Source organism: Pseudomonas sp. 2835 (genome assembly GCF_050435905.1).
Taxonomy (GTDB): Bacteria; Pseudomonadota; Gammaproteobacteria; order Pseudomonadales; family Pseudomonadaceae; genus Aquipseudomonas.
Genome location: NZ_JBNDLE010000021.1, coordinates 37,757 through 54,039, shown reverse-complemented (window position 1 = coordinate 54,039; position 16,283 = coordinate 37,757). Strand labels below are relative to the sequence as shown.

The following is a 16,283-nucleotide window of genomic DNA, read 5'->3' as shown; positions in this document are numbered from 1 at the left end:
GGGGCTCCTGGTCAGGCCGTCGCGGGGTGCGTGGCGGTGGCTGGCGCATGGCTGGCCGGCAGGCCGCTGACGCGGGTCAGGCGCAGGGCATTGAGGACCACGATCAGCGAACTGACCGACATGCCGACCGCCGCCCAGATTGGCGTGATCCAGCCCAGTGCGGCAAACGGCAGCATGACGCCATTATACGCCGAGGCCCACAGCAGGTTCTCAATAATGATGCGCCGGGTGCGGCGGGCCAGGCTGAAGGCCTGGACCAGGGCGTCCAGGCGGTTGGACAGCAGCACCGCATCGGCGCTGGTCTTGGCCAGGTCGGTGGCCGAACCCATGGCAATGCTGATGTCCGCTGCCGCCAGGATCGGCACATCGTTGACCCCGTCACCGAGCATCAGCACCTTGCGCCCTTGTTGTTGCAGGGCCTTGAGTTTTTCCAGCTTGTCGTCCGGGCGCAGGCCGCCAATGGCCTGGTCGATCTGCAACTCGACGGCCACGCTCTGGACCATCGGCGAGCTGTCGCCGGACAGCAGCAGGGTTTGCCAGCCACGGGCGCGGCAGGCCGCCAGCAAGTCGGCGGCATCGCCGCGCAGGCGGTCGTCGAGGACGAACCAGGCCAGCGGCCCCTGCTGGTCGCCGAGCAGTAGCCATTGCCCAGCTTCGTCCGGCATGGGCGGTGCCTGGGTACCACTGAGGGCGCAGACGAAACCTGCTTCGCCGATGCGCAGCCGCTGCTGGCCAACCGTGCCTTCCAGGCCCAGGCCAGGCATTGCCTGAACTTCGTCGGCAGCCTGGCTGGCACGGCCGAAGGCACGGGCGATGGGGTGTTCGGAGCGGTTTTCGAGGGCGGCGGCGAGCATCAGGCAGCGGTCGGCATCGGTGTCGCGCAAGGGGCGGATTGCCCGCAGGGTCAGGCGCCCTTCGGTGAGGGTGCCGGTCTTGTCGAATATCACCGTGTCGATCTGGTTCAGGCCTTCCAGTACATGGCCACGGGTCAGCAGCAGGCCGAGCTTGTGCAGCGTGCCGGTGGCGGCGGTCAGCGCCGTCGGGGTGGCCAGCGACAGGGCGCAGGGGCAGGTAGCGACCAGCATCGCCAGGACGATCCAGAACGCCCGCGACGGATCGATCTGCCACCACAGCAGGCCGATGGCGGCGGAGGCGATCAGGGTAAACAGCAAGAACCATTGCGAGGCGCGGTCGGCGATTTCCGCCAGGCGCGGTTTTTCCGACTGTGCCCGCTCCAGCAGGCGCACGATCGCCGACAGCCGGGTGTCCTGGCCCAGGGCCTGGACTTCGACGGTCAGCGCGCTCTCGACGTTGAGGGTTCCGGCGGTGACCGCGTCGCCGGCGCTACGGGGTTGCGGCAGGTACTCACCGGTCAGCAGCGATTCGTCGATGCTCGACTGGCCGCTGACGATACGCCCGTCGGCGGGAATTACATGGCCTGGCTGGATCAGCACGCAGTCTTTGAGGCGCAGCTCGCTGAGCAGAATCCGCTCGCTCTGCCCGGCCGCGCCCAGGCGCAGGCACGACGCCGGCAGCAGGTTGACCAGTTGCGCGGTGGCGGCGGCAGTGCGCTCGCGGGCGCGGCGCTCAAGGTAGCGCCCGGCCAGCAGGAACAGGGCAAACATGCCCACGGCGTCGAAGTACAGCTCGCCGCTGCCGGTGATTGCGGTCCAGATCCCGGCGCCGTAGGCCAGGCCGATGGCCAGCGATACCGAGACGTCCATGGTCAGGTGGCGCGTGCGCAGGTCGCGGGCGGCGCCGCGAAAAAACGGTGCGCAGCTGTAGAACACGATCGGCGTGGTAAGGAACATCGCCACCCAGCGCAGGATGGTGTGCAGCTCGGGGCTGAGGTCGATGTTGAATTCCGGCCAGGTGGCCATGGTCGCCATCATCGCCTGGAACCACAGCAGCCCGGCCACGCCCAGTTGGCGCAGGGCCGTGCGGTTTTCGCTGGCCAGTTGCTCGGCGGCGCGATCGGCCTGGTAGGGGTGGGCGGCGTAGCCGATGTGGCGCAGCTCGGCGAGCAGCTTGGACAGCGGCAACTGGCTGTCGGCCCAGCTCACCTGCAGGCGGTGGTTGGACAGATTAAGTCGCGCCTCGGCCACCGCCGGCAGGTTGCGCAGGTGCTTTTCGATCAGCCAGCCACAGGCCGCGCAACTGATGCCTTCGATCAGCAGGGTGGTTTCGGCCAGCTCGCCGCTGTGGCGCACGAAGGGCTTTTGCACATCGGCGCGGTCGTACAGGGCCAGCTCGTCGACCAGTTGCTGGGGCAGGGCATCGGGGTTGGCGCTGGCTTCACTGCGGTGCTGGTAATAGCTTTCCAGGTTGCCGGCGACGATGGCTTCGGCCACCGCCTGGCAGCCCGGACAGCAGAACGCCCGTGGCTGGCCAAGCACCACGGCGGTGAAGTGGCTGCCGGCGGGCACGGGCAGGGCGCAGTGGTAGCAGGGCGTGGGGCTGGTCATGGTGTCAGTCGCAAGGTGTGGTGTTGGGCTTATCGCGGGTCAAGCCCGCTCCCACAGGTGCAGTGAACCTCTGTGGGAGCGGGCTTGGCCCGCGATAAGCAACGACTCATTTCTCGAGGTGTTCAGCCCCTTGCAGCGCCTCGTCACCGAGTACCAGGGTCTTGTCGTGAGCGACTTCTTCTTCCTCGAACAGGCGCCAGACATGCTCATCCTGGCTGCCCAGCAGCTCGACGAAACGCCGGCCCTCGACCTTGTCGCTGAGCTGGCCAAGGTAGCGGCCGGCTTCGCTGTCGCTGCGGGTCAGGACGATCTTGCGGTCCTTCTGCGGCTGGGTCGGCGAGATCAGGTTCAGCTCCAGGGTCTGCGGCTGGCTGTTGCCGGTCAGGCGCAGGTCGACTTCGCCGGTCAGCGCGTCCAGGTGCACGCTGGCCTTGAGGTTGAGGGTCTGGGCCAGCAGCTCGCGGTCCAGCGAGCGGTTGATGCCTTTGCCGGCCTCGTAGTAGTTGTCGTTGACCAGGTTGTCCGGGTTGTTCACCGCGATGGTCACCATGGTCAGGCTGAGGGTCACCGAGGTGGCCAGTACACCGATGATGATCCACGGCCAGAGGTGCTTGTACCAGGGGCTTGCGGCGGTTGCAGAAAGCATGGGCTGAGTCTCTTATCGAATTTGCGGGCCGATGAAACGGCTCTTGGCTTCAACCTGGGAGGCGCTGTCGTCAGCGTCCTTGAGGGTGAAGATGACTTCGTTGGTGGTTGACGGCAGTTGCTCCGGGGCCATCGACAGTTGTACCGGCAGGCTGACGATGTCGCCGGCGGCGACGCGGATTTCCCGTGCGCCCTCAAGCTTGAGGTCTGGCAGGCCACCGGCTTCGAGTACGTAGACGTGGTCACGCTGGTCCTTGTTCATGACCTTCAGGCTGTAGACGTTCTCAATCCGCCCCTGGGCGTTCTCGCGGTACAGCACGCGGTCCTTGCTGACGTCGAAGCCGACCAGCGGACGCATGACGAAGGCGGTAGCCAGCAGGCCGATCATTGCCAGCAGCACCACCGCATAGCCGATCAGGCGTGGGCGCACCATGTGGGTCTTCTGCCCCGACAGGTTGTGCTCGGTGGTATAGCTGATCAGGCCTTTGGGGTAGTTCATCTTGTCCATGATGGTGTCGCAGGCGTCGATGCAGGCGGCGCAGCCAATGCATTCGATCTGCAGGCCGTCGCGGATGTCGATGCCGGTCGGGCACACCTGTACGCACATGGTGCAGTCGATACAGTCACCCAGGCCCTTGGCCTTGTAGTCCAGGTCTTTCTTGCGCGGGCCACGGGTTTCGCCGCGGCGTGGGTCGTAGGAAACGATCAGGGTGTCTTTGTCGAACATCACGCTCTGGAAGCGTGCATACGGGCACATGTATACGCACACCTGCTCGCGCAGCCAGCCGGCGTTGCCGTAGGTGGCCAGGGTGAAAAAACCAACCCAGAAGTAAGCCCAGCCGTCGGCCTGGCCGGTGAAGAATTCGATCACCAGTTCGCGGATCGGCGAGAAGTAGCCGACGAAGGTCATACCGGTGACGAAGCCGATGCTCAGCCACAGGCTGTGCTTGGCCAGCTTGCGCAGGAACTTGTTGCCGCTCATCGGCGCCTTGTCGAGCTTCATGCGCTGGTTGCGGTCACCTTCGGTGACTTTCTCGCACCACATGAAGATCCAGGTCCACACGCTTTGCGGGCAGGTGTAGCCGCACCAGACGCGGCCGGCATAGACGGTGATGAAGAACAGGCCAAAGGCGGCGACGATCAGCAGGCCCGAGAGCAGGATGAAGTCCTGGGGCCAGATGGTGGTGCCGAAGATGTAGAACTTGCGCTCCGGCAGGTTCCACCAGACGGCCTGGTGGCCACCCCAGTTCAGCCAGACCGTACCGAAGTACAACAGGAACAGGACGGCGCCGCCGACCATGCGCAAATTGCGGAACACGCCGGTGAAGGCGCGGGTGTAGATCTTTTCTCGCGAGGCATAGAGATCGACGCTGCTGTTGTCTTTACTGGCAGGCGGGGTGACGTCATGTACCGGAATCTGCTTGCTCATCATTGAGTCCCACGGCAGTGGAGAAGTGCCGCGGCCAGTACATGCCGGCCGCAGTCGGAAGCTTGCTGCTCTAGGGCGCATGATACGCCTGTGTTGCGAGTAGGGGGGAGGGGTGCGACCTTTGGCCGCGTTGGGGAATTGCGGGTAATAGTGTATCGGCCCGTGTCAATTGACGCAGGTCATGGGTCGGGACAGGGTCTATAAAAAAGCCCCGGCAGTTTCACTGACGGGGCTTTGGCTAGCCGGGCGAATTACTTCGCTTCAGCGGTTTTCTCAGGCTGGTGCGACAGGCTGTAGACATAGGCCGCCAGCAGGTGAACCTTGTCGTTGCCCTGGATCGCTTCCTGGGCAGGCATCTGGCCCTGGCGGCCGTAACGGATGGTCTGCTGCAGTTGGGCGAAGCTCGAACCGTAGATGAACGCGGTCGGGTGGGTCAGGTCTGGTGCGCCCATGGCCGGGGTGCCCTTGCCTTCAGGGCCGTGGCAGGCCACGCAGTTGGCGGCAAACAGCTTCTGGCCGTTGGCCGGATCCGCCTTGGCATCCTTGGGCAGGGTGCGGCCATCGAGGTTGGTCAGCACGTAGGCAGCAACGTCGGCAACGCCTTGTTCGCCAATGACTTCGGCCCAGGCCGGCATCACCCCGTGACGACCGCCCATGATGGTGGTCTTGATGGTTTCCGGCTCGCCACCCCAACGCCAGTCGTTGTCGGTGAGGTTGGGGAAGCCGTAGGAGCCCTTGGCGTCGGAGCCGTGGCATACCGCGCAGTTGGAGGCAAACAGGCGACCGCCCATCTTCAGCGCTTGTGGGTCCTTGGCAACTTCTTCAATAGGCATCGACGCGAATTTGGCGAAGATCGGCCCGAACTTGGCGTCCGAGCGGGCCATTTCCTTCTCCCACTCGTGCACGCCGGTCCAGCCGGCCTGGCCGTTGGCAAACTCGGTTTTCTTGTCGTTGTCCAGGTACTGGTAGCCAGGCAGGATGCCTTTCCAGTTACCCAGGCCCGGGTACAGCACCAGATAGCCGAGGGCGAAAACGATGGTGCCGACGAACAGCATGAACCACCATTTTGGCAACGGGTTGTCGTATTCCTCGATGCCGTCGTAGGCGTGGCCCACGGTTTCTTCAGTGGTTTCGCTGCGCTGGCCCTTGCGGGTGGACAGCAGCAGCCAGGTCAGGGCGAAGATGGTGCCCAGACTCAAAACGGTGACGTACAGACTCCAGAAGGTAGTCATTCGTTGTTACTCCTAGACGCTTTCGCTTGCGCTTGCTCGACGTGCTTGCTGGCTTCGGGATCATCCGCGAAGGGCAGCATGGTCGCTTCGTCGAACTCGGACTTGCGCCGAGAACTGAACACCCACAACGCCAGGCCGATAAAGGCCACCATCACCACGACGGTGCCCAGGCCACGAATCATCCCGATATCCATCAATGTCACCGTTTGCTTTTGATGATGGTGCCCAGGCCTTGCAGGTAGGCAACCAGGGCGTCCATTTCAGTCTTGCCCTTGACCGCGTCGCGGGCACCGGCGATGTCTTCATCGGTGTACGGCGTGCCGAGGGTGCGCAGGACTTCCATCTTCTTCACCGTGTCCTTGCCATCGAGCTTGTTCTCCACCAGCCATGGGTAGGCCGGCATCTTCGACTCGGGCACGACGTTGCGCGGGTTGTACAGGTGAGCACGGTGCCAGTCGTCGGAGTAACGACCGCCGACGCGGGCCAGGTCCGGGCCGGTACGCTTGGAACCCCAGAGGAACGGGTGGTCCCAGACGCTTTCACCGGCGACCGAGTAGTGGCCGTAGCGTTCGGTTTCGGCGCGGAACGGACGGATCATCTGCGAGTGGCACTGCACGCAGCCTTCGCGGATATAGATGTCGCGGCCTTCGAGCTCAAGCGCGGTACGCGGCTTCATGCCCTCGACCGGCTTGTTGGTGACGTCCTGAAAGAACAGCGGGACGATCTGGGTCAGGCCGCCGATGCTCACGGCGATGACCATGAAGAAGGCCAGCAGGCCGATGTTCTTCTCGACTACTTCGTGCTTCATCAGTGAGCTCCAACTACAGCGATCTGAGCGGCGGCTTCAGCTTCGGCCGGCTTCGAGGCGCGCACGGTACGCAAGACGTTGTACGCCATCAGCAGCATGCCGGAGGCGAAGAACGCACCGCCCAGGGCGCGGACGATGAAGCCCGGGTGGCTGGCCTGCAGGGCTTCGACGAAGGAGTAGGTGAGGGTGCCGTCGTCGTTGATTGCACGCCACATCAGGCCCTGGGTGATGCCGTTGACCCACATCGAGGAGATGTACAGCACGGTACCGATGGTCGCCAGCCAGAAGTGCGCGTTGATCAGGCCGGTGCTGTGCATTTGCTCGCGGCCGTAGACCTTCGGAATCATGTGGTACAGGGCGCCGATCGAGATCATCGCTACCCAGCCAAGGGCACCGGCGTGTACGTGGCCAACGGTCCAGTCGGTGTAGTGCGACAGCGAGTTGACGGTCTTGATCGCCATCATCGGGCCTTCGAAGGTCGACATGCCGTAGAACGCCAGCGACACCACCAGGAAGCGCAGGATCGGGTCGGTGCGCAGCTTATGCCAGGCGCCCGAGAGGGTCATCATGCCGTTGATCATGCCGCCCCAGCTTGGCGCCAGGAGGATGATCGACATGGCCATGCCCAGCGACTGCGCCCAGTCTGGCAGGGCGGTGTAGTGCAGGTGGTGGGGACCTGCCCAGATGTACAGGGTGATCAGTGCCCAGAAGTGCACGATCGACAGGCGATAGGAGTAGATCGGACGCTCGGCCTGTTTCGGTACGAAGTAGTACATCATGCCGAGGAAGCCGGTGGTCAGGAAGAAGCCTACGGCGTTGTGGCCATACCACCACTGGATCATCGCGTCGGTGGCACCCGAGTACGCCGAGTAGGACTTGAACAGGCTGACCGGCAACGAGGCGTGGTTGACGATGTGCAGCATCGCGGTGACCACGATGAAGGCACCGTAGAACCAGTTACCGACATAAATGTGCTTGGTCTTGCGCTTGACGATGGTGCCGAAGAACACCACGCCATAGGTGACCCAGACAATGGCCAGCAAAATGGCGATCGGCCATTCCAGCTCGGCATATTCCTTGGTCGTGGTGTAGCCCAGCGGCAAGGTAATGAGCGCACCGACGATCACCGCTTGCCAACCCCAGAAGGTGAAGGCCGCGAGGCTGTCGGAAATCAGTCGCGTCTGGCAGGTTCGCTGCACGACATAGTAGGAAGTGGCAAACAGTGCACAACCACCGAAGGCGAAGATCACCAGGTTGGTGTGCAATGGGCGGAGGCGTCCGAAGCTCGTCCACGGCAGGTCCAGGTTCAGCTGGGGCCAGACCAGTTGCGAGGCGATGAAGACACCAAGCCCCATGCCAAGGATCCCCCAGACCACCGTCATGATGGCGAACTGGCGGACGACCTTATAGTTATAAGCAGTCGGACTGATTGCTGTGCTCATTCTAAGGTTCCACGGTTTGGGTGTTTTTATAGGGTAAAAATCGGCGCAAGTATGTATAAACCGTGTGGTTATTGCAACGCGATGGCGCCCGCGCCGATCCTTGCCAAAGCCTGTTCCACGGCGGTTTCGAGCCTTTGTGGCGGGCAAATTGTACACAATTAATTATCAGATATGTGTACCAAAATTTCATTTTTCGTCTATGGCAAAGACTTCTGATGAGTGCTTGCTCAGTACCGCTCATCACGCCATTCGGCGCTTGAGTCGGCCCCATCAGCCTTTGCGCAGAACTGCAGGCGAAAAATGCCCCAAAAAGGTGCAAACACACCGGCTGTTTCAGTCGCTGTGGCAACAAGCTTAGTTGTGATCGAGGGGGGTGCAAGGCGGGGGAAGGGCGGGGTGCGACACTTGGTCGCAAGGGGTGAAGGGAACCGCCGCATCGGGTGCCGATGCGGCGGTTTGAGTCAAGGCTCAGTTACGCAATCGTTTTACTTGGCAGACAGGGTTTCGCCTTGTGCCGGTTCATCCTGGGACAGGCTGTAGACATAGGCGGCCAGCAAGTGAACCTTGTCGTTGCCCTGGATCGCTTCCTGGGCAGGCATCTGACCCTGGCGGCCGTAACGGATGGTCTGCTGCAGTTGGGCGAAACTCGAACCGTAGATGAACGCGGTCGGGTGGGTCAGGTCCGGTGCGCCCATGGCCGGGGTACCCTTGCCATCAGGACCGTGGCAGGCGACGCAGGTGGTGGCGAAGAGTTTCTCGCCATTGGCTGGGTCGGCCTTGGCTTCCTGTGGCAGGGTGCGGCCATTGAGGCTGGTCAGCACGTAGGCGGCAACGTCGGCAACGCCTTGTTCACCAATCACGTCAGCCCAGGCCGGCATCACCCCGTGACGACCGCCCATGATCGAGGCCTTGATGGTCTCCGGCTCGCCGCCCCAGCGCCAGTCTTTGTCGGTGAGGTTGGGGAAACCGTAGGCACCCTTGGCGTCCGAGCCATGGCACACCGCGCAGTTGGAGGCGAACAGACGGCCGCCCATTTTCAGCGCTTGTGGGTCCTTGGCCACTTCTTCCACCGGCATGGCGGCGAACTTGGCAAAGATCGGTCCGAACTTGGCGTCGGCCTTGTTCATTTCCTTTTGCCATTCGTTGGTCTGCGTCCAGCCGTCTTCATAGCCCGGCAGGATGCCTTTCCAGTTGCCCAGGCCCGGGTAGAGGATCAGGTAGCCGACCGAAAACACCAGGGTGCCGACGAACAGCCAGAACCACCACTTGGGCAGCGGGTTGTCGTACTCCTCGATGCCGTCGAAGCTGTGGCCCATGGTCTGGTCGGTGGTGCCTTTGGTTTCGCCCTTGCGGGTGCCCAGCAGCAGCCAGGTCAGGCCGATCAGGCTACCGATGGTCAGTACGCAGATGTACGTACTCCAGAAGGTGGTCATTGCCCGTTACTCCTCGGTTCGGGTTCGTTGGCGGCAGGTGCCAGGCGGTCGTCGGCGAACGGCAGCAGGCTGGCTTCGGCGAATTCACGGTCACGCCGGCCGTTGAACACCCACAGCGACAGGCCAATGAAGGCGATGGCCACCAGCAGCGTGCCCAGGCCTCGCAATTGGCCGATATCCAGTGTGAAGTCCATGGCCCTTACCTCTTGTTCTTGATCGCGGTGCCAAGCACCTGCAGGTAGGCGACCAGCGCGTCCATTTCGGTCTTGCCCTTGAGCGACTCCACCGCACCACTGATGTCGGCATCGGTGTACGGCACGCCGAGGGTGCGCATGGTGCTCAGCTTGGTCTCGGTGTGGCTGCTGTCGACCGGGTTGGCGACCAGCCATGGGTAGGCCGGCATCTTCGACTCGGGCACCACGTTGCGCGGGTTGTACAGGTGCGCACGGTGCCAGTCGTCGGAGTAGCGGCCGCCGACGCGGGCCAGGTCCGGGCCGGTACGCTTGGAGCCCCAGAGGAACGGGTGGTCCCAGACGCTTTCACCGGCTACCGAGTAGTGGCCATAGCGTTCGGTCTCGGCGCGGAACGGACGGATCATCTGCGAGTGGCACTGTACGCAGCCTTCGCGGATGTAGATGTCGCGCCCTTCCAGCTGCAGCGCGGTGTACGGCTTCATGCCTTCCACCGGCTTGTTGGTGACGTCCTGGAAGAACAGCGGAACGATCTGGGTCAGGCCGCCGATGCTGACGGCAAACACCATCAACAGCACCAGCAGGAAGACGTTCTTCTCGATTACTTCGTGTTTCATCAGGGTCTCCTCAGGCCAGCTGCGCGGCGGCAGGGGCGGTCGCGGCCACCGGGGCACGCACGGTGCGCCAGGTGTTGTAGGCCATCAGCAACATGCCGGTGAGGAAGATCGCCCCGCCGACGAAGCGCACGATGAAGCCTGGGTGGCTGGCCACCAGGGTTTCGACGAAGGAGTAGGTCAGCGTGCCGTCTTCGTTGACTGCGCGCCACATCAGGCCCTGGGCGATGCCGTTGACCCACATCGAGGCGATGTAGAGCACGGTGCCGATGGTGGCCAGCCAGAAGTGCGCGTTGATCAGGCCGAGGCTGTACATCTGCTCGCGGCCAAACACTTTCGGGATCATGTGGTACAGGGCGCCGATCGAGATCATCGCTACCCAGCCAAGGGCGCCGGCGTGAACGTGGCCGATGGTCCAGTCGGTGTAGTGCGACAGGGCGTTGACGGTCTTGATCGCCATCATCGGGCCTTCGAAGGTCGACATGCCATAGAACGCCAGCGATACCACGAGGAAGCGCAGGATCGGGTCGCTGCGCAGCTTATGCCAGGCACCGGAGAGGGTCATCATGCCGTTGATCATGCCGCCCCAGCTTGGCGCCAGGAGGATCAGCGACATGATCATGCCCAGCGACTGCGCCCAGTCGGGCAGGGCGGTGTAGTGCAGGTGGTGGGGACCTGCCCAGATGTACAGGGTGATCAGTGCCCAGAAGTGCACGATCGACAGGCGATAGGAATACACCGGACGCTCGGCCTGTTTCGGCACGAAGTAGTACATCATGCCGAGGAAGCCTGCGGTCAGGAAGAAGCCTACGGCGTTGTGGCCGTACCACCACTGGACCATGGCGTCGGTTGCGCCACCGTACAGCGAGTAGGACTTGGTCAGGCTGACCGGAATTTCCAGGTTGTTGACGATGTGCAGGATCGCCACGGTGATGATGAACGCACCGAAGAACCAGTTACCCACATAAATGTGCTTGGTGGTGCGCTTCATCAGGGTGCCGAAGAACACCACGGCATAGGCGACCCAGACAATGGTGATGAGGATGTCGATCGGCCATTCCAGTTCGGCGTATTCCTTGGAACTGGTATAACCCAGCGGCAGGCTGATGGCAGCCAGCAGGATCACCAATTGCCAGGCCCAGAAGGTGAAAGCTGCCAGGCGTGGCGAGAACAGGGTGGTCTGGCAGGTGCGCTGGACCGAGTAGTAGGAGGCGGCGAACAGTGCGCAACCACCGAAGGCGAAGATCACCGCGTTGGTGTGCAGCGGTCGCAGGCGGCCGAAGCTGGTCCAGGGGAGATCGAAGTTGAGCGAAGGCCAGACGAGTTGCGCGGCGAGAAAAACGCCGAGCCCCATCCCGACGATTCCCCACACCACCGTCATAATGGCGAATTGGCGGACCACCTTGTAGTTGTAGGCGGTACTGCTGGTTGTGTTCATGTATGGGTTCCCATCCACGGTTATAGGCAGACTAAACAGCGAGGCAAGCATGAGTAATGGGCAACTGGCCGGTATTGACGGGGATCAATGGGCGCGGCTGGTCAAAAGCCGCGGCTGGCTGTGGAATGCCCCGCAAAATCAGGGGGATGGCCAGCATTGGGGCTGCCTGATCCTGGCTCATGGCGCAGGTGCGCCGATGGATAGCGGGTTCATGGAGGAAATGGCGCAAAGGCTGGCGGAGCAAGGGCTGGGAGTGCTGCGCTTCGAGTTTCCCTACATGGCCCAGCGACGCATCGATGGTGGCAAAAGGCCGCCAAATCCGCAGGCCAAACTGCTTCAATCCTGGCGTGAGGTGTATCAGCAGGTGCGACCATTGGTCACTGGGCCGCTGGCGATCGGCGGCAAGTCCATGGGCGGGCGCATGGCCAGTCTCGTGGCCGACGAACTGGGCGCCGATGCACTGGTGTGCCTGGGCTATCCGTTCTATGCCGCGGGCAAACCGGAAAAGCCGCGGGTGGCGCACCTGGCCGAGTTGCAGACAGCGACCCTGATTGTTCAGGGCGAGCGCGATGCCCTGGGCAATCGGCAGACGGTGGAGGGCTATCAGCTTTCGTCAGCGATCGAGCTGTGCTGGTTGCAGGCGGGGGATCATGACCTGAAGCCGCTGAAGGCTTCCGGGTTCAGCCATGGCGATCATCTGGCGACGGCGGCGCAGCGGATCATAGGTTTTTTGCACTGATGGTAGGAGCGGGCTTGCCCGCAATGACGGCGGTGTGGCCACTCGCTGATCGCGGGGCAAGCCCGCTCCTACAGCGGCTTAACCGCGATACTCGCACAGGTAAGCCGTATCGACCGCTACCTTGAGCTGGAACTTGCTGTCGGCCGGGACATTGAACTGGCTGCCAGCGGTGAAGGTTTCCCAGTTGTCGCTATCAGGCAGTTTGACCGTCAGCGCACCCGAGACCACGTGCATGATTTCGCGCTGGGCAGTGCCGAACTCGTATTCGCCCGGGGCCATTACGCCAACTGTGGCCGGACCTTCAGCGGTGCCGAAAGCGATCGACTTGACCGTGCCATCAAAGTACTCGTTGACTTTAAACATGGGCGACTCCTGAACAGGGGCTAAAAAGGCAGGCCAGTATGCCCAAGGCCCGCAGTGTCGTCATCCGCTTTCAGGTGCCATTGGCCGGCAGTGTCAGGGGCAACAGGCGGGCAGTGTTGCGCGCATCCTCCAGGGCGCGGTGCTGCTGCCCGCTGAACTGCAGGCCGGCCAGCTGCAGCGCGCCGTTGAGGCCCAGCGGGCGCTGCAACTGGCGGGCCTTGGCGAAGCGTTGCTTGAGGTTGATGTGCGGCAAGGTCTGCAGCAGGCTGGCGAGCTGATACTGCTGCCATTCCTGCAGCAGTTGCTTGCGGTCATAGTCGCCCCAGCTGACCCAGGCTTGCAGATGCTTGGCATGATGCCCGAGCCAGCGTTCGAACTGCGTCCAGACCTCGGTAAAGGTTGCCGCCGTGTCGACATTGGCCTGGCTGATGTGGGTGAGTTCACGGCAGAACGGGGTCAGTTGCGGGCGCCGGCGCGGGCGCACGAACCGCTGAAAATGTCCGACTTCGCGGCCCTGGCGATCCACCAGGGTCGCGCCGATTTCGATGATTTCCATCTCCGTGACCGGCCAGCCGCCATCGTCTGTGGTTGCTTCAAGGTCGATCACCAGCCAATGGCCCATAGTAGGCTCCCATGCAAGACTGGGTAGAGCGTAGCCAAACTCGCGTGCGGCGGGTATCCCCTGGCGTTTTGCCTGCTGCGCTTGGCGTAACCGACAGTTGTGCAACGCCCGGAAAACGCCTAGCTTAGGCAGATTCCGGTTCCAACCCGCAAAGAGTGTGTTGCTTTGAGTTCAACGCCCATGCCACAGGCCGTGTCCTTGCTGTTCATGCTTGCCGCGACGTGGCTGGCGCCCTCGGCCTGGGCGGCCGAGGAAATCGAGGTCAAGGTGGGTGCCGCCCATTTCCCGCCCTATACCGTACGGCCCGAGCAGGGCGCCGATACCGGGCTGTTGCCGCAATTGGTCGAGGCGCTCAACAACACCCAGCAACGTTATCGTTTCGTCCTCGTGCCGACTTCGATCCCACGTCGTTTTGGTGATTTCCAGCAAGGTCGCACCGACATGGCGATCTTCGAGAATCCCGAGTGGGGCTGGCAGCAGATCCCCCATGAAAGTGTCGACATGGGTCTGGAAGACGCCGAAGTCTTCGTCGCCCACCGACAGCCCGGCCGCGACCAGCACTACTTCAGCGACCTCAAGGGCAAGCGTCTGGCGCTGTACAGTGGCTATCACTATGCATTCGCCAATTTCAACGCCGACCCCAAGTACCTGGCCGACACCTACCACGCGACCCTGACCTATTCACATGACAGCAACCTGCTGATGGTTCAGCGCGACCGTGCCGATGTGGCGCTGGTTACGCGTTCATATTTCAGTGACTTTCTTGTTCGCAATCCACAAAGCGCCGACCAATTGCTGGCGTCCGACCGGGTCGATCAGGTCTACCATCACTACGCACTGTTGCGCCCGGGCGCGCCGATCAGTGCTGCGGCCTTTGCCAGGTTGTTGCAGTCCCTGCGTGACAACGGCGCGTTGCTGAAAATATTCCAGCCCTATCGCATCAGCGTCAGCGCCGCCAAGGCCGACTAAATTTGCCTGCACAGGCAACGTTCACAAGGGTGAGCCGATCATTCCCTCCGTGAGCCAAGATCATGCCATTCGATTCCGCTTCGCCGACTTTGTCCTTGCCGCGCTGGCGTAGCCTCAGTGCCGATGAAGGTGATTGCCACCTGAGCCTGGTACTAGAAGGCAGCCCGTTGGTGCGTGTGCGCCTGCAACGTGGCGAAACCTTGCAGGTTCAGCTTGAAGATTACGCTCGCGACCGCGCGCAGCAAGCCCTGTGGGCCGTGTGTTACTGGTTGTTCGCCCGCGACCCTGGCTGTCAGCGCCTGACCTGGCAACTGGAGCAGCCGCCGCAGCATGCCTTGAACAGCGGGCTGCTGGTCAGCACGCCGAGCCCGGGCCAGTACCTGTGCGAACGCAGCCTGTTCTGGCAGTTGCCACAACCCTGGCTTGGCCAGCCGTTTGAAGGCGTCTACCCGCAACAGATGCAGATCAGTGACGGCAAGCGTCACCCCCGCCGCGCGCCAAAGCCGCGTGGTGAGGTGTACCGGCGCTTCGATGCGCGCCTGGGCGCCTGGGTATCGTTGCGAACCCTGGAAATCGATCAGGACCTGGAACGTTTCAACCGCTGGCAGAACAACCCGCGGGTGCTCAACTTCTGGCAGGAGGGTGGCAGCCTCGAACAGCATCGTGACTACCTGAGCAAGCTCGACGCCGACCCGCACAGCCTGACTCTGATCGGTTGTTTCGATGACCAGCCGTTCGCCTACTTCGAAGCCTACTGGGCCAAGGAAGACCGCATCGCGCCGTTCTATGCGGTGGACGACTACGATCGCGGCATCCACATGCTGGTGGGCGAAGAGCAGCATCGCGGCCCGCACAAGGTCGCCAGCTGGCTGTCAGCGCTGGTCCACTATCTGTTTCTGGACGACCCGCGCACCCAGCGAGTGGTGGCCGAGCCGCGCGCCGACAACGGCAAGATGATCGGCTACATGCATGACCAGTGTTTTCACTGCGAGAAGGAATTCGACTTTCCACACAAGCGTGCGGCATTGATGATTCTGGGGCGGGAGCGGTTTTTCGAAGGTTGCAAGTTGGCCTGACCTTCAAGCGGCAAGCGGCATCACCAGCCACTTGCCGCTTGAAGCTTGCAGCTTGTCGCTCTCAAGCCCTCTGGCTTGAGACTTTCCGACAATGCACCAGGGCATCGCGAATCATGAAGTTGACCAGGGTTGGCGAGACGCCCAGTTCCTTGGCGATGTCTTTTTGTGGCACGCCGTGCAGACGGTACATTTCGAACGCGTAGCGGGTGCGTTGCGGCAGGTCGTTCAAGGCATCGGCGATGTGTTCAAGGGTCGCGAAGTTGATGTGCGTGGTTTCTGGCGAAGCGCCCTGGATGACCACATTCAGGCCTTCCTCTTCGCTGCCGGAGTACTTCAGCTCCATGGCCTGCTTGCGATAGTGGTCGATGGCCAGGTTGCGCACGATCTGGAACAGGTAGCTAAGCTGGGCCTTGAACGAGGAGGTGATCTGCGGCGCTGAACTGAGCCGGAAGAATGCGTCCTGGACTACATCTTCGGCACGGGAGCGGCAGCCGGTAATGCGCGCAGCAATCTTGACCAGAATGCTGCGGTTGTCGACAAACGCCTGGAGTAACGGTGAATCGCACTTACTTGTGGATGTTTGTTCCGCCATGGAAATCACCTTATCTCTAAGAGGGAAGTGGAGCACTCCTGATTCGGAGGCTTCCTACGACGTGCGACAAACTATTCGTAATGATAATTATTGTCAAATGCGAAAGTTAATAAGTCTCTATGGCTTTTGGTTCTAAGCTTGCGCTTTGTGACCTGCTTCAAACTCCGGCATTTCTTCCCCTCACCAGCGCTGTGCCGGCGGCTTAATTATTTGCCTCGGCTATCC

The 16,283-nt window shown here is 62.2% G+C and carries 17 protein-coding genes; 3 read left to right on the top strand and 14 right to left on the bottom strand.

The window, feature by feature from the left end:
- Window positions 1–11: 11 nt before the first annotated feature.
- The 11 genes from ABIE20_RS23180 to ccoN (ABIE20_RS23130) all read right to left on the bottom strand — a co-directional run bounded on the left by ABIE20_RS23180 (window position 12) and on the right by ccoN (ABIE20_RS23130) (window position 11,697).
- Window positions 12–2,465: a heavy metal translocating P-type ATPase gene (locus ABIE20_RS23180; RefSeq protein WP_429507577.1), complete on the bottom strand. Its 2,454-nt coding sequence runs from the start codon at window positions 2,463–2,465 to the stop codon at window positions 12–14.
- 106 nt (window positions 2,466–2,571) lie between these two features.
- Window positions 2,572–3,111 carry a FixH family protein gene (locus tag ABIE20_RS23175; RefSeq protein ID WP_429507576.1) on the bottom strand — a complete coding sequence of 180 codons (540 nt, stop codon included), beginning with the start codon at window positions 3,109–3,111 and terminating at the stop codon, window positions 2,572–2,574.
- Window positions 3,112–3,123: 12 nt separating this feature from the next.
- Complete coding sequence (gene ccoG / locus ABIE20_RS23170; RefSeq protein WP_429507575.1) at window positions 3,124–4,539, bottom strand: cytochrome c oxidase accessory protein CcoG; 1,416 nt, start codon at window positions 4,537–4,539, stop codon at window positions 3,124–3,126.
- A 251-nt stretch (window positions 4,540–4,790) separates the two neighbouring features.
- A complete protein-coding gene (gene ccoP / locus ABIE20_RS23165; RefSeq protein ID WP_429507573.1) occupies window positions 4,791–5,771 on the bottom strand; it encodes a cytochrome-c oxidase, cbb3-type subunit III in 981 nt (326 codons plus the stop codon).
- The gene (locus tag ABIE20_RS23160) at window positions 5,768–5,965 is read right to left on the bottom strand and encodes a CcoQ/FixQ family Cbb3-type cytochrome c oxidase assembly chaperone (RefSeq protein ID WP_010225992.1); all 198 of its coding nucleotides are present in this window, start codon (window positions 5,963–5,965) and stop codon (window positions 5,768–5,770) included. Before ABIE20_RS23160 ends, ccoP (ABIE20_RS23165) begins: the two co-directional genes overlap by 4 nt.
- Window positions 5,966–5,970: 5 nt before the next feature.
- Window positions 5,971–6,579, bottom strand: coding sequence for a cytochrome-c oxidase, cbb3-type subunit II (gene ccoO / locus ABIE20_RS23155; RefSeq protein ID WP_036994387.1), 609 nt, complete (start codon window positions 6,577–6,579; stop codon window positions 5,971–5,973).
- The gene (gene ccoN, locus ABIE20_RS23150; protein WP_429507571.1) at window positions 6,579–8,021 is read right to left on the bottom strand and encodes a cytochrome-c oxidase, cbb3-type subunit I; all 1,443 of its coding nucleotides are present in this window, start codon (window positions 8,019–8,021) and stop codon (window positions 6,579–6,581) included. Before ccoN (ABIE20_RS23150) ends, ccoO (ABIE20_RS23155) begins: the two co-directional genes overlap by 1 nt.
- A gap of 485 nt (window positions 8,022–8,506) precedes the next feature.
- Window positions 8,507–9,454: a cytochrome-c oxidase, cbb3-type subunit III gene (gene ccoP / locus ABIE20_RS23145; RefSeq protein ID WP_429507569.1), complete on the bottom strand. Its 948-nt coding sequence runs from the start codon at window positions 9,452–9,454 to the stop codon at window positions 8,507–8,509.
- Window positions 9,451–9,648, bottom strand: a complete 198-nt coding sequence (locus ABIE20_RS23140; RefSeq protein ID WP_010225988.1) for a cbb3-type cytochrome oxidase subunit 3 — start codon at window positions 9,646–9,648, stop codon at window positions 9,451–9,453. The genes ccoP (ABIE20_RS23145) and ABIE20_RS23140 overlap by 4 nt, the downstream gene beginning before the upstream one ends.
- A gap of 5 nt (window positions 9,649–9,653) precedes the next feature.
- The gene (ccoO, locus tag ABIE20_RS23135; protein ID WP_038996265.1) at window positions 9,654–10,262 is read right to left on the bottom strand and encodes a cytochrome-c oxidase, cbb3-type subunit II; all 609 of its coding nucleotides are present in this window, start codon (window positions 10,260–10,262) and stop codon (window positions 9,654–9,656) included.
- Window positions 10,263–10,272: 10 nt separating this feature from the next.
- Entirely contained in the window at window positions 10,273–11,697 is a 1,425-nt protein-coding gene (ccoN, locus tag ABIE20_RS23130; RefSeq protein WP_038996264.1) for a cytochrome-c oxidase, cbb3-type subunit I, read from the bottom strand.
- A 49-nt stretch (window positions 11,698–11,746) separates the two neighbouring features.
- On the opposite strand from ccoN (ABIE20_RS23130), the gene ABIE20_RS23125 reads away from it, so the two are divergent.
- Entirely contained in the window at window positions 11,747–12,436 is a 690-nt protein-coding gene (locus tag ABIE20_RS23125; RefSeq protein ID WP_429507612.1) for an alpha/beta family hydrolase, read from the top strand.
- Window positions 12,437–12,514: 78 nt separating this feature from the next.
- Here the strand turns inward: ABIE20_RS23125 and ABIE20_RS23120 are convergent, their stop codons facing one another.
- Complete coding sequence (locus ABIE20_RS23120) at window positions 12,515–12,799, bottom strand: pyrimidine/purine nucleoside phosphorylase (RefSeq protein ID WP_429507567.1); 285 nt, start codon at window positions 12,797–12,799, stop codon at window positions 12,515–12,517.
- 70 nt (window positions 12,800–12,869) lie between these two features.
- The gene (locus ABIE20_RS23115) at window positions 12,870–13,421 is read right to left on the bottom strand and encodes an exonuclease domain-containing protein (protein ID WP_429507565.1); all 552 of its coding nucleotides are present in this window, start codon (window positions 13,419–13,421) and stop codon (window positions 12,870–12,872) included.
- Between the two features lie 180 nt (window positions 13,422–13,601).
- Here ABIE20_RS23115 and ABIE20_RS23110 point away from each other — a divergent pair, with 180 nt between their 5' ends.
- Both ABIE20_RS23110 and ABIE20_RS23105 read left to right on the top strand, forming a co-directional pair.
- The gene (locus ABIE20_RS23110) at window positions 13,602–14,390 is read left to right on the top strand and encodes a substrate-binding periplasmic protein (RefSeq protein ID WP_429507563.1); all 789 of its coding nucleotides are present in this window, start codon (window positions 13,602–13,604) and stop codon (window positions 14,388–14,390) included.
- A 62-nt stretch (window positions 14,391–14,452) separates the two neighbouring features.
- Window positions 14,453–15,466: a GNAT family N-acetyltransferase gene (locus tag ABIE20_RS23105; protein WP_429507562.1), complete on the top strand. Its 1,014-nt coding sequence runs from the start codon at window positions 14,453–14,455 to the stop codon at window positions 15,464–15,466.
- Between the two features lie 61 nt (window positions 15,467–15,527).
- On the opposite strand, the gene ABIE20_RS23100 is transcribed toward ABIE20_RS23105, so the two are convergent.
- The gene (locus ABIE20_RS23100) at window positions 15,528–16,058 is read right to left on the bottom strand and encodes an RNA polymerase factor sigma-70 (RefSeq protein WP_429507560.1); all 531 of its coding nucleotides are present in this window, start codon (window positions 16,056–16,058) and stop codon (window positions 15,528–15,530) included.
- Window positions 16,059–16,283 lie beyond the last annotated feature (225 nt).

Coding starts and splice junctions, on each gene's coding strand:
- ABIE20_RS23180 (WP_429507577.1), bottom strand. CDS start 2,465: ATGACCAGCCCCACGCCCTGCTACCACTGCGCCCTGCCCGTGCCCGCC.
- ABIE20_RS23175 (WP_429507576.1), bottom strand. CDS start 3,111: ATGCTTTCTGCAACCGCCGCAAGCCCCTGGTACAAGCACCTCTGGCCG.
- ccoG (WP_429507575.1), bottom strand. CDS start 4,539: ATGAGCAAGCAGATTCCGGTACATGACGTCACCCCGCCTGCCAGTAAA.
- ccoP (WP_429507573.1), bottom strand. CDS start 5,771: ATGACTACCTTCTGGAGTCTGTACGTCACCGTTTTGAGTCTGGGCACC.
- ABIE20_RS23160 (WP_010225992.1), bottom strand. CDS start 5,965: ATGGATATCGGGATGATTCGTGGCCTGGGCACCGTCGTGGTGATGGTG.
- ccoO (WP_036994387.1), bottom strand. CDS start 6,579: ATGAAGCACGAAGTAGTCGAGAAGAACATCGGCCTGCTGGCCTTCTTC.
- ccoN (WP_429507571.1), bottom strand. CDS start 8,021: ATGAGCACAGCAATCAGTCCGACTGCTTATAACTATAAGGTCGTCCGC.
- ccoP (WP_429507569.1), bottom strand. CDS start 9,454: ATGACCACCTTCTGGAGTACGTACATCTGCGTACTGACCATCGGTAGC.
- ABIE20_RS23140 (WP_010225988.1), bottom strand. CDS start 9,648: ATGGACTTCACACTGGATATCGGCCAATTGCGAGGCCTGGGCACGCTG.
- ccoO (WP_038996265.1), bottom strand. CDS start 10,262: ATGAAACACGAAGTAATCGAGAAGAACGTCTTCCTGCTGGTGCTGTTG.
- ccoN (WP_038996264.1), bottom strand. CDS start 11,697: ATGAACACAACCAGCAGTACCGCCTACAACTACAAGGTGGTCCGCCAA.
- ABIE20_RS23125 (WP_429507612.1), top strand. CDS start 11,747: ATGAGTAATGGGCAACTGGCCGGTATTGACGGGGATCAATGGGCGCGG.
- ABIE20_RS23120 (WP_429507567.1), bottom strand. CDS start 12,799: ATGTTTAAAGTCAACGAGTACTTTGATGGCACGGTCAAGTCGATCGCT.
- ABIE20_RS23115 (WP_429507565.1), bottom strand. CDS start 13,421: ATGGGCCATTGGCTGGTGATCGACCTTGAAGCAACCACAGACGATGGC.
- ABIE20_RS23110 (WP_429507563.1), top strand. CDS start 13,602: ATGCCACAGGCCGTGTCCTTGCTGTTCATGCTTGCCGCGACGTGGCTG.
- ABIE20_RS23105 (WP_429507562.1), top strand. CDS start 14,453: ATGCCATTCGATTCCGCTTCGCCGACTTTGTCCTTGCCGCGCTGGCGT.
- ABIE20_RS23100 (WP_429507560.1), bottom strand. CDS start 16,058: ATGGCGGAACAAACATCCACAAGTAAGTGCGATTCACCGTTACTCCAG.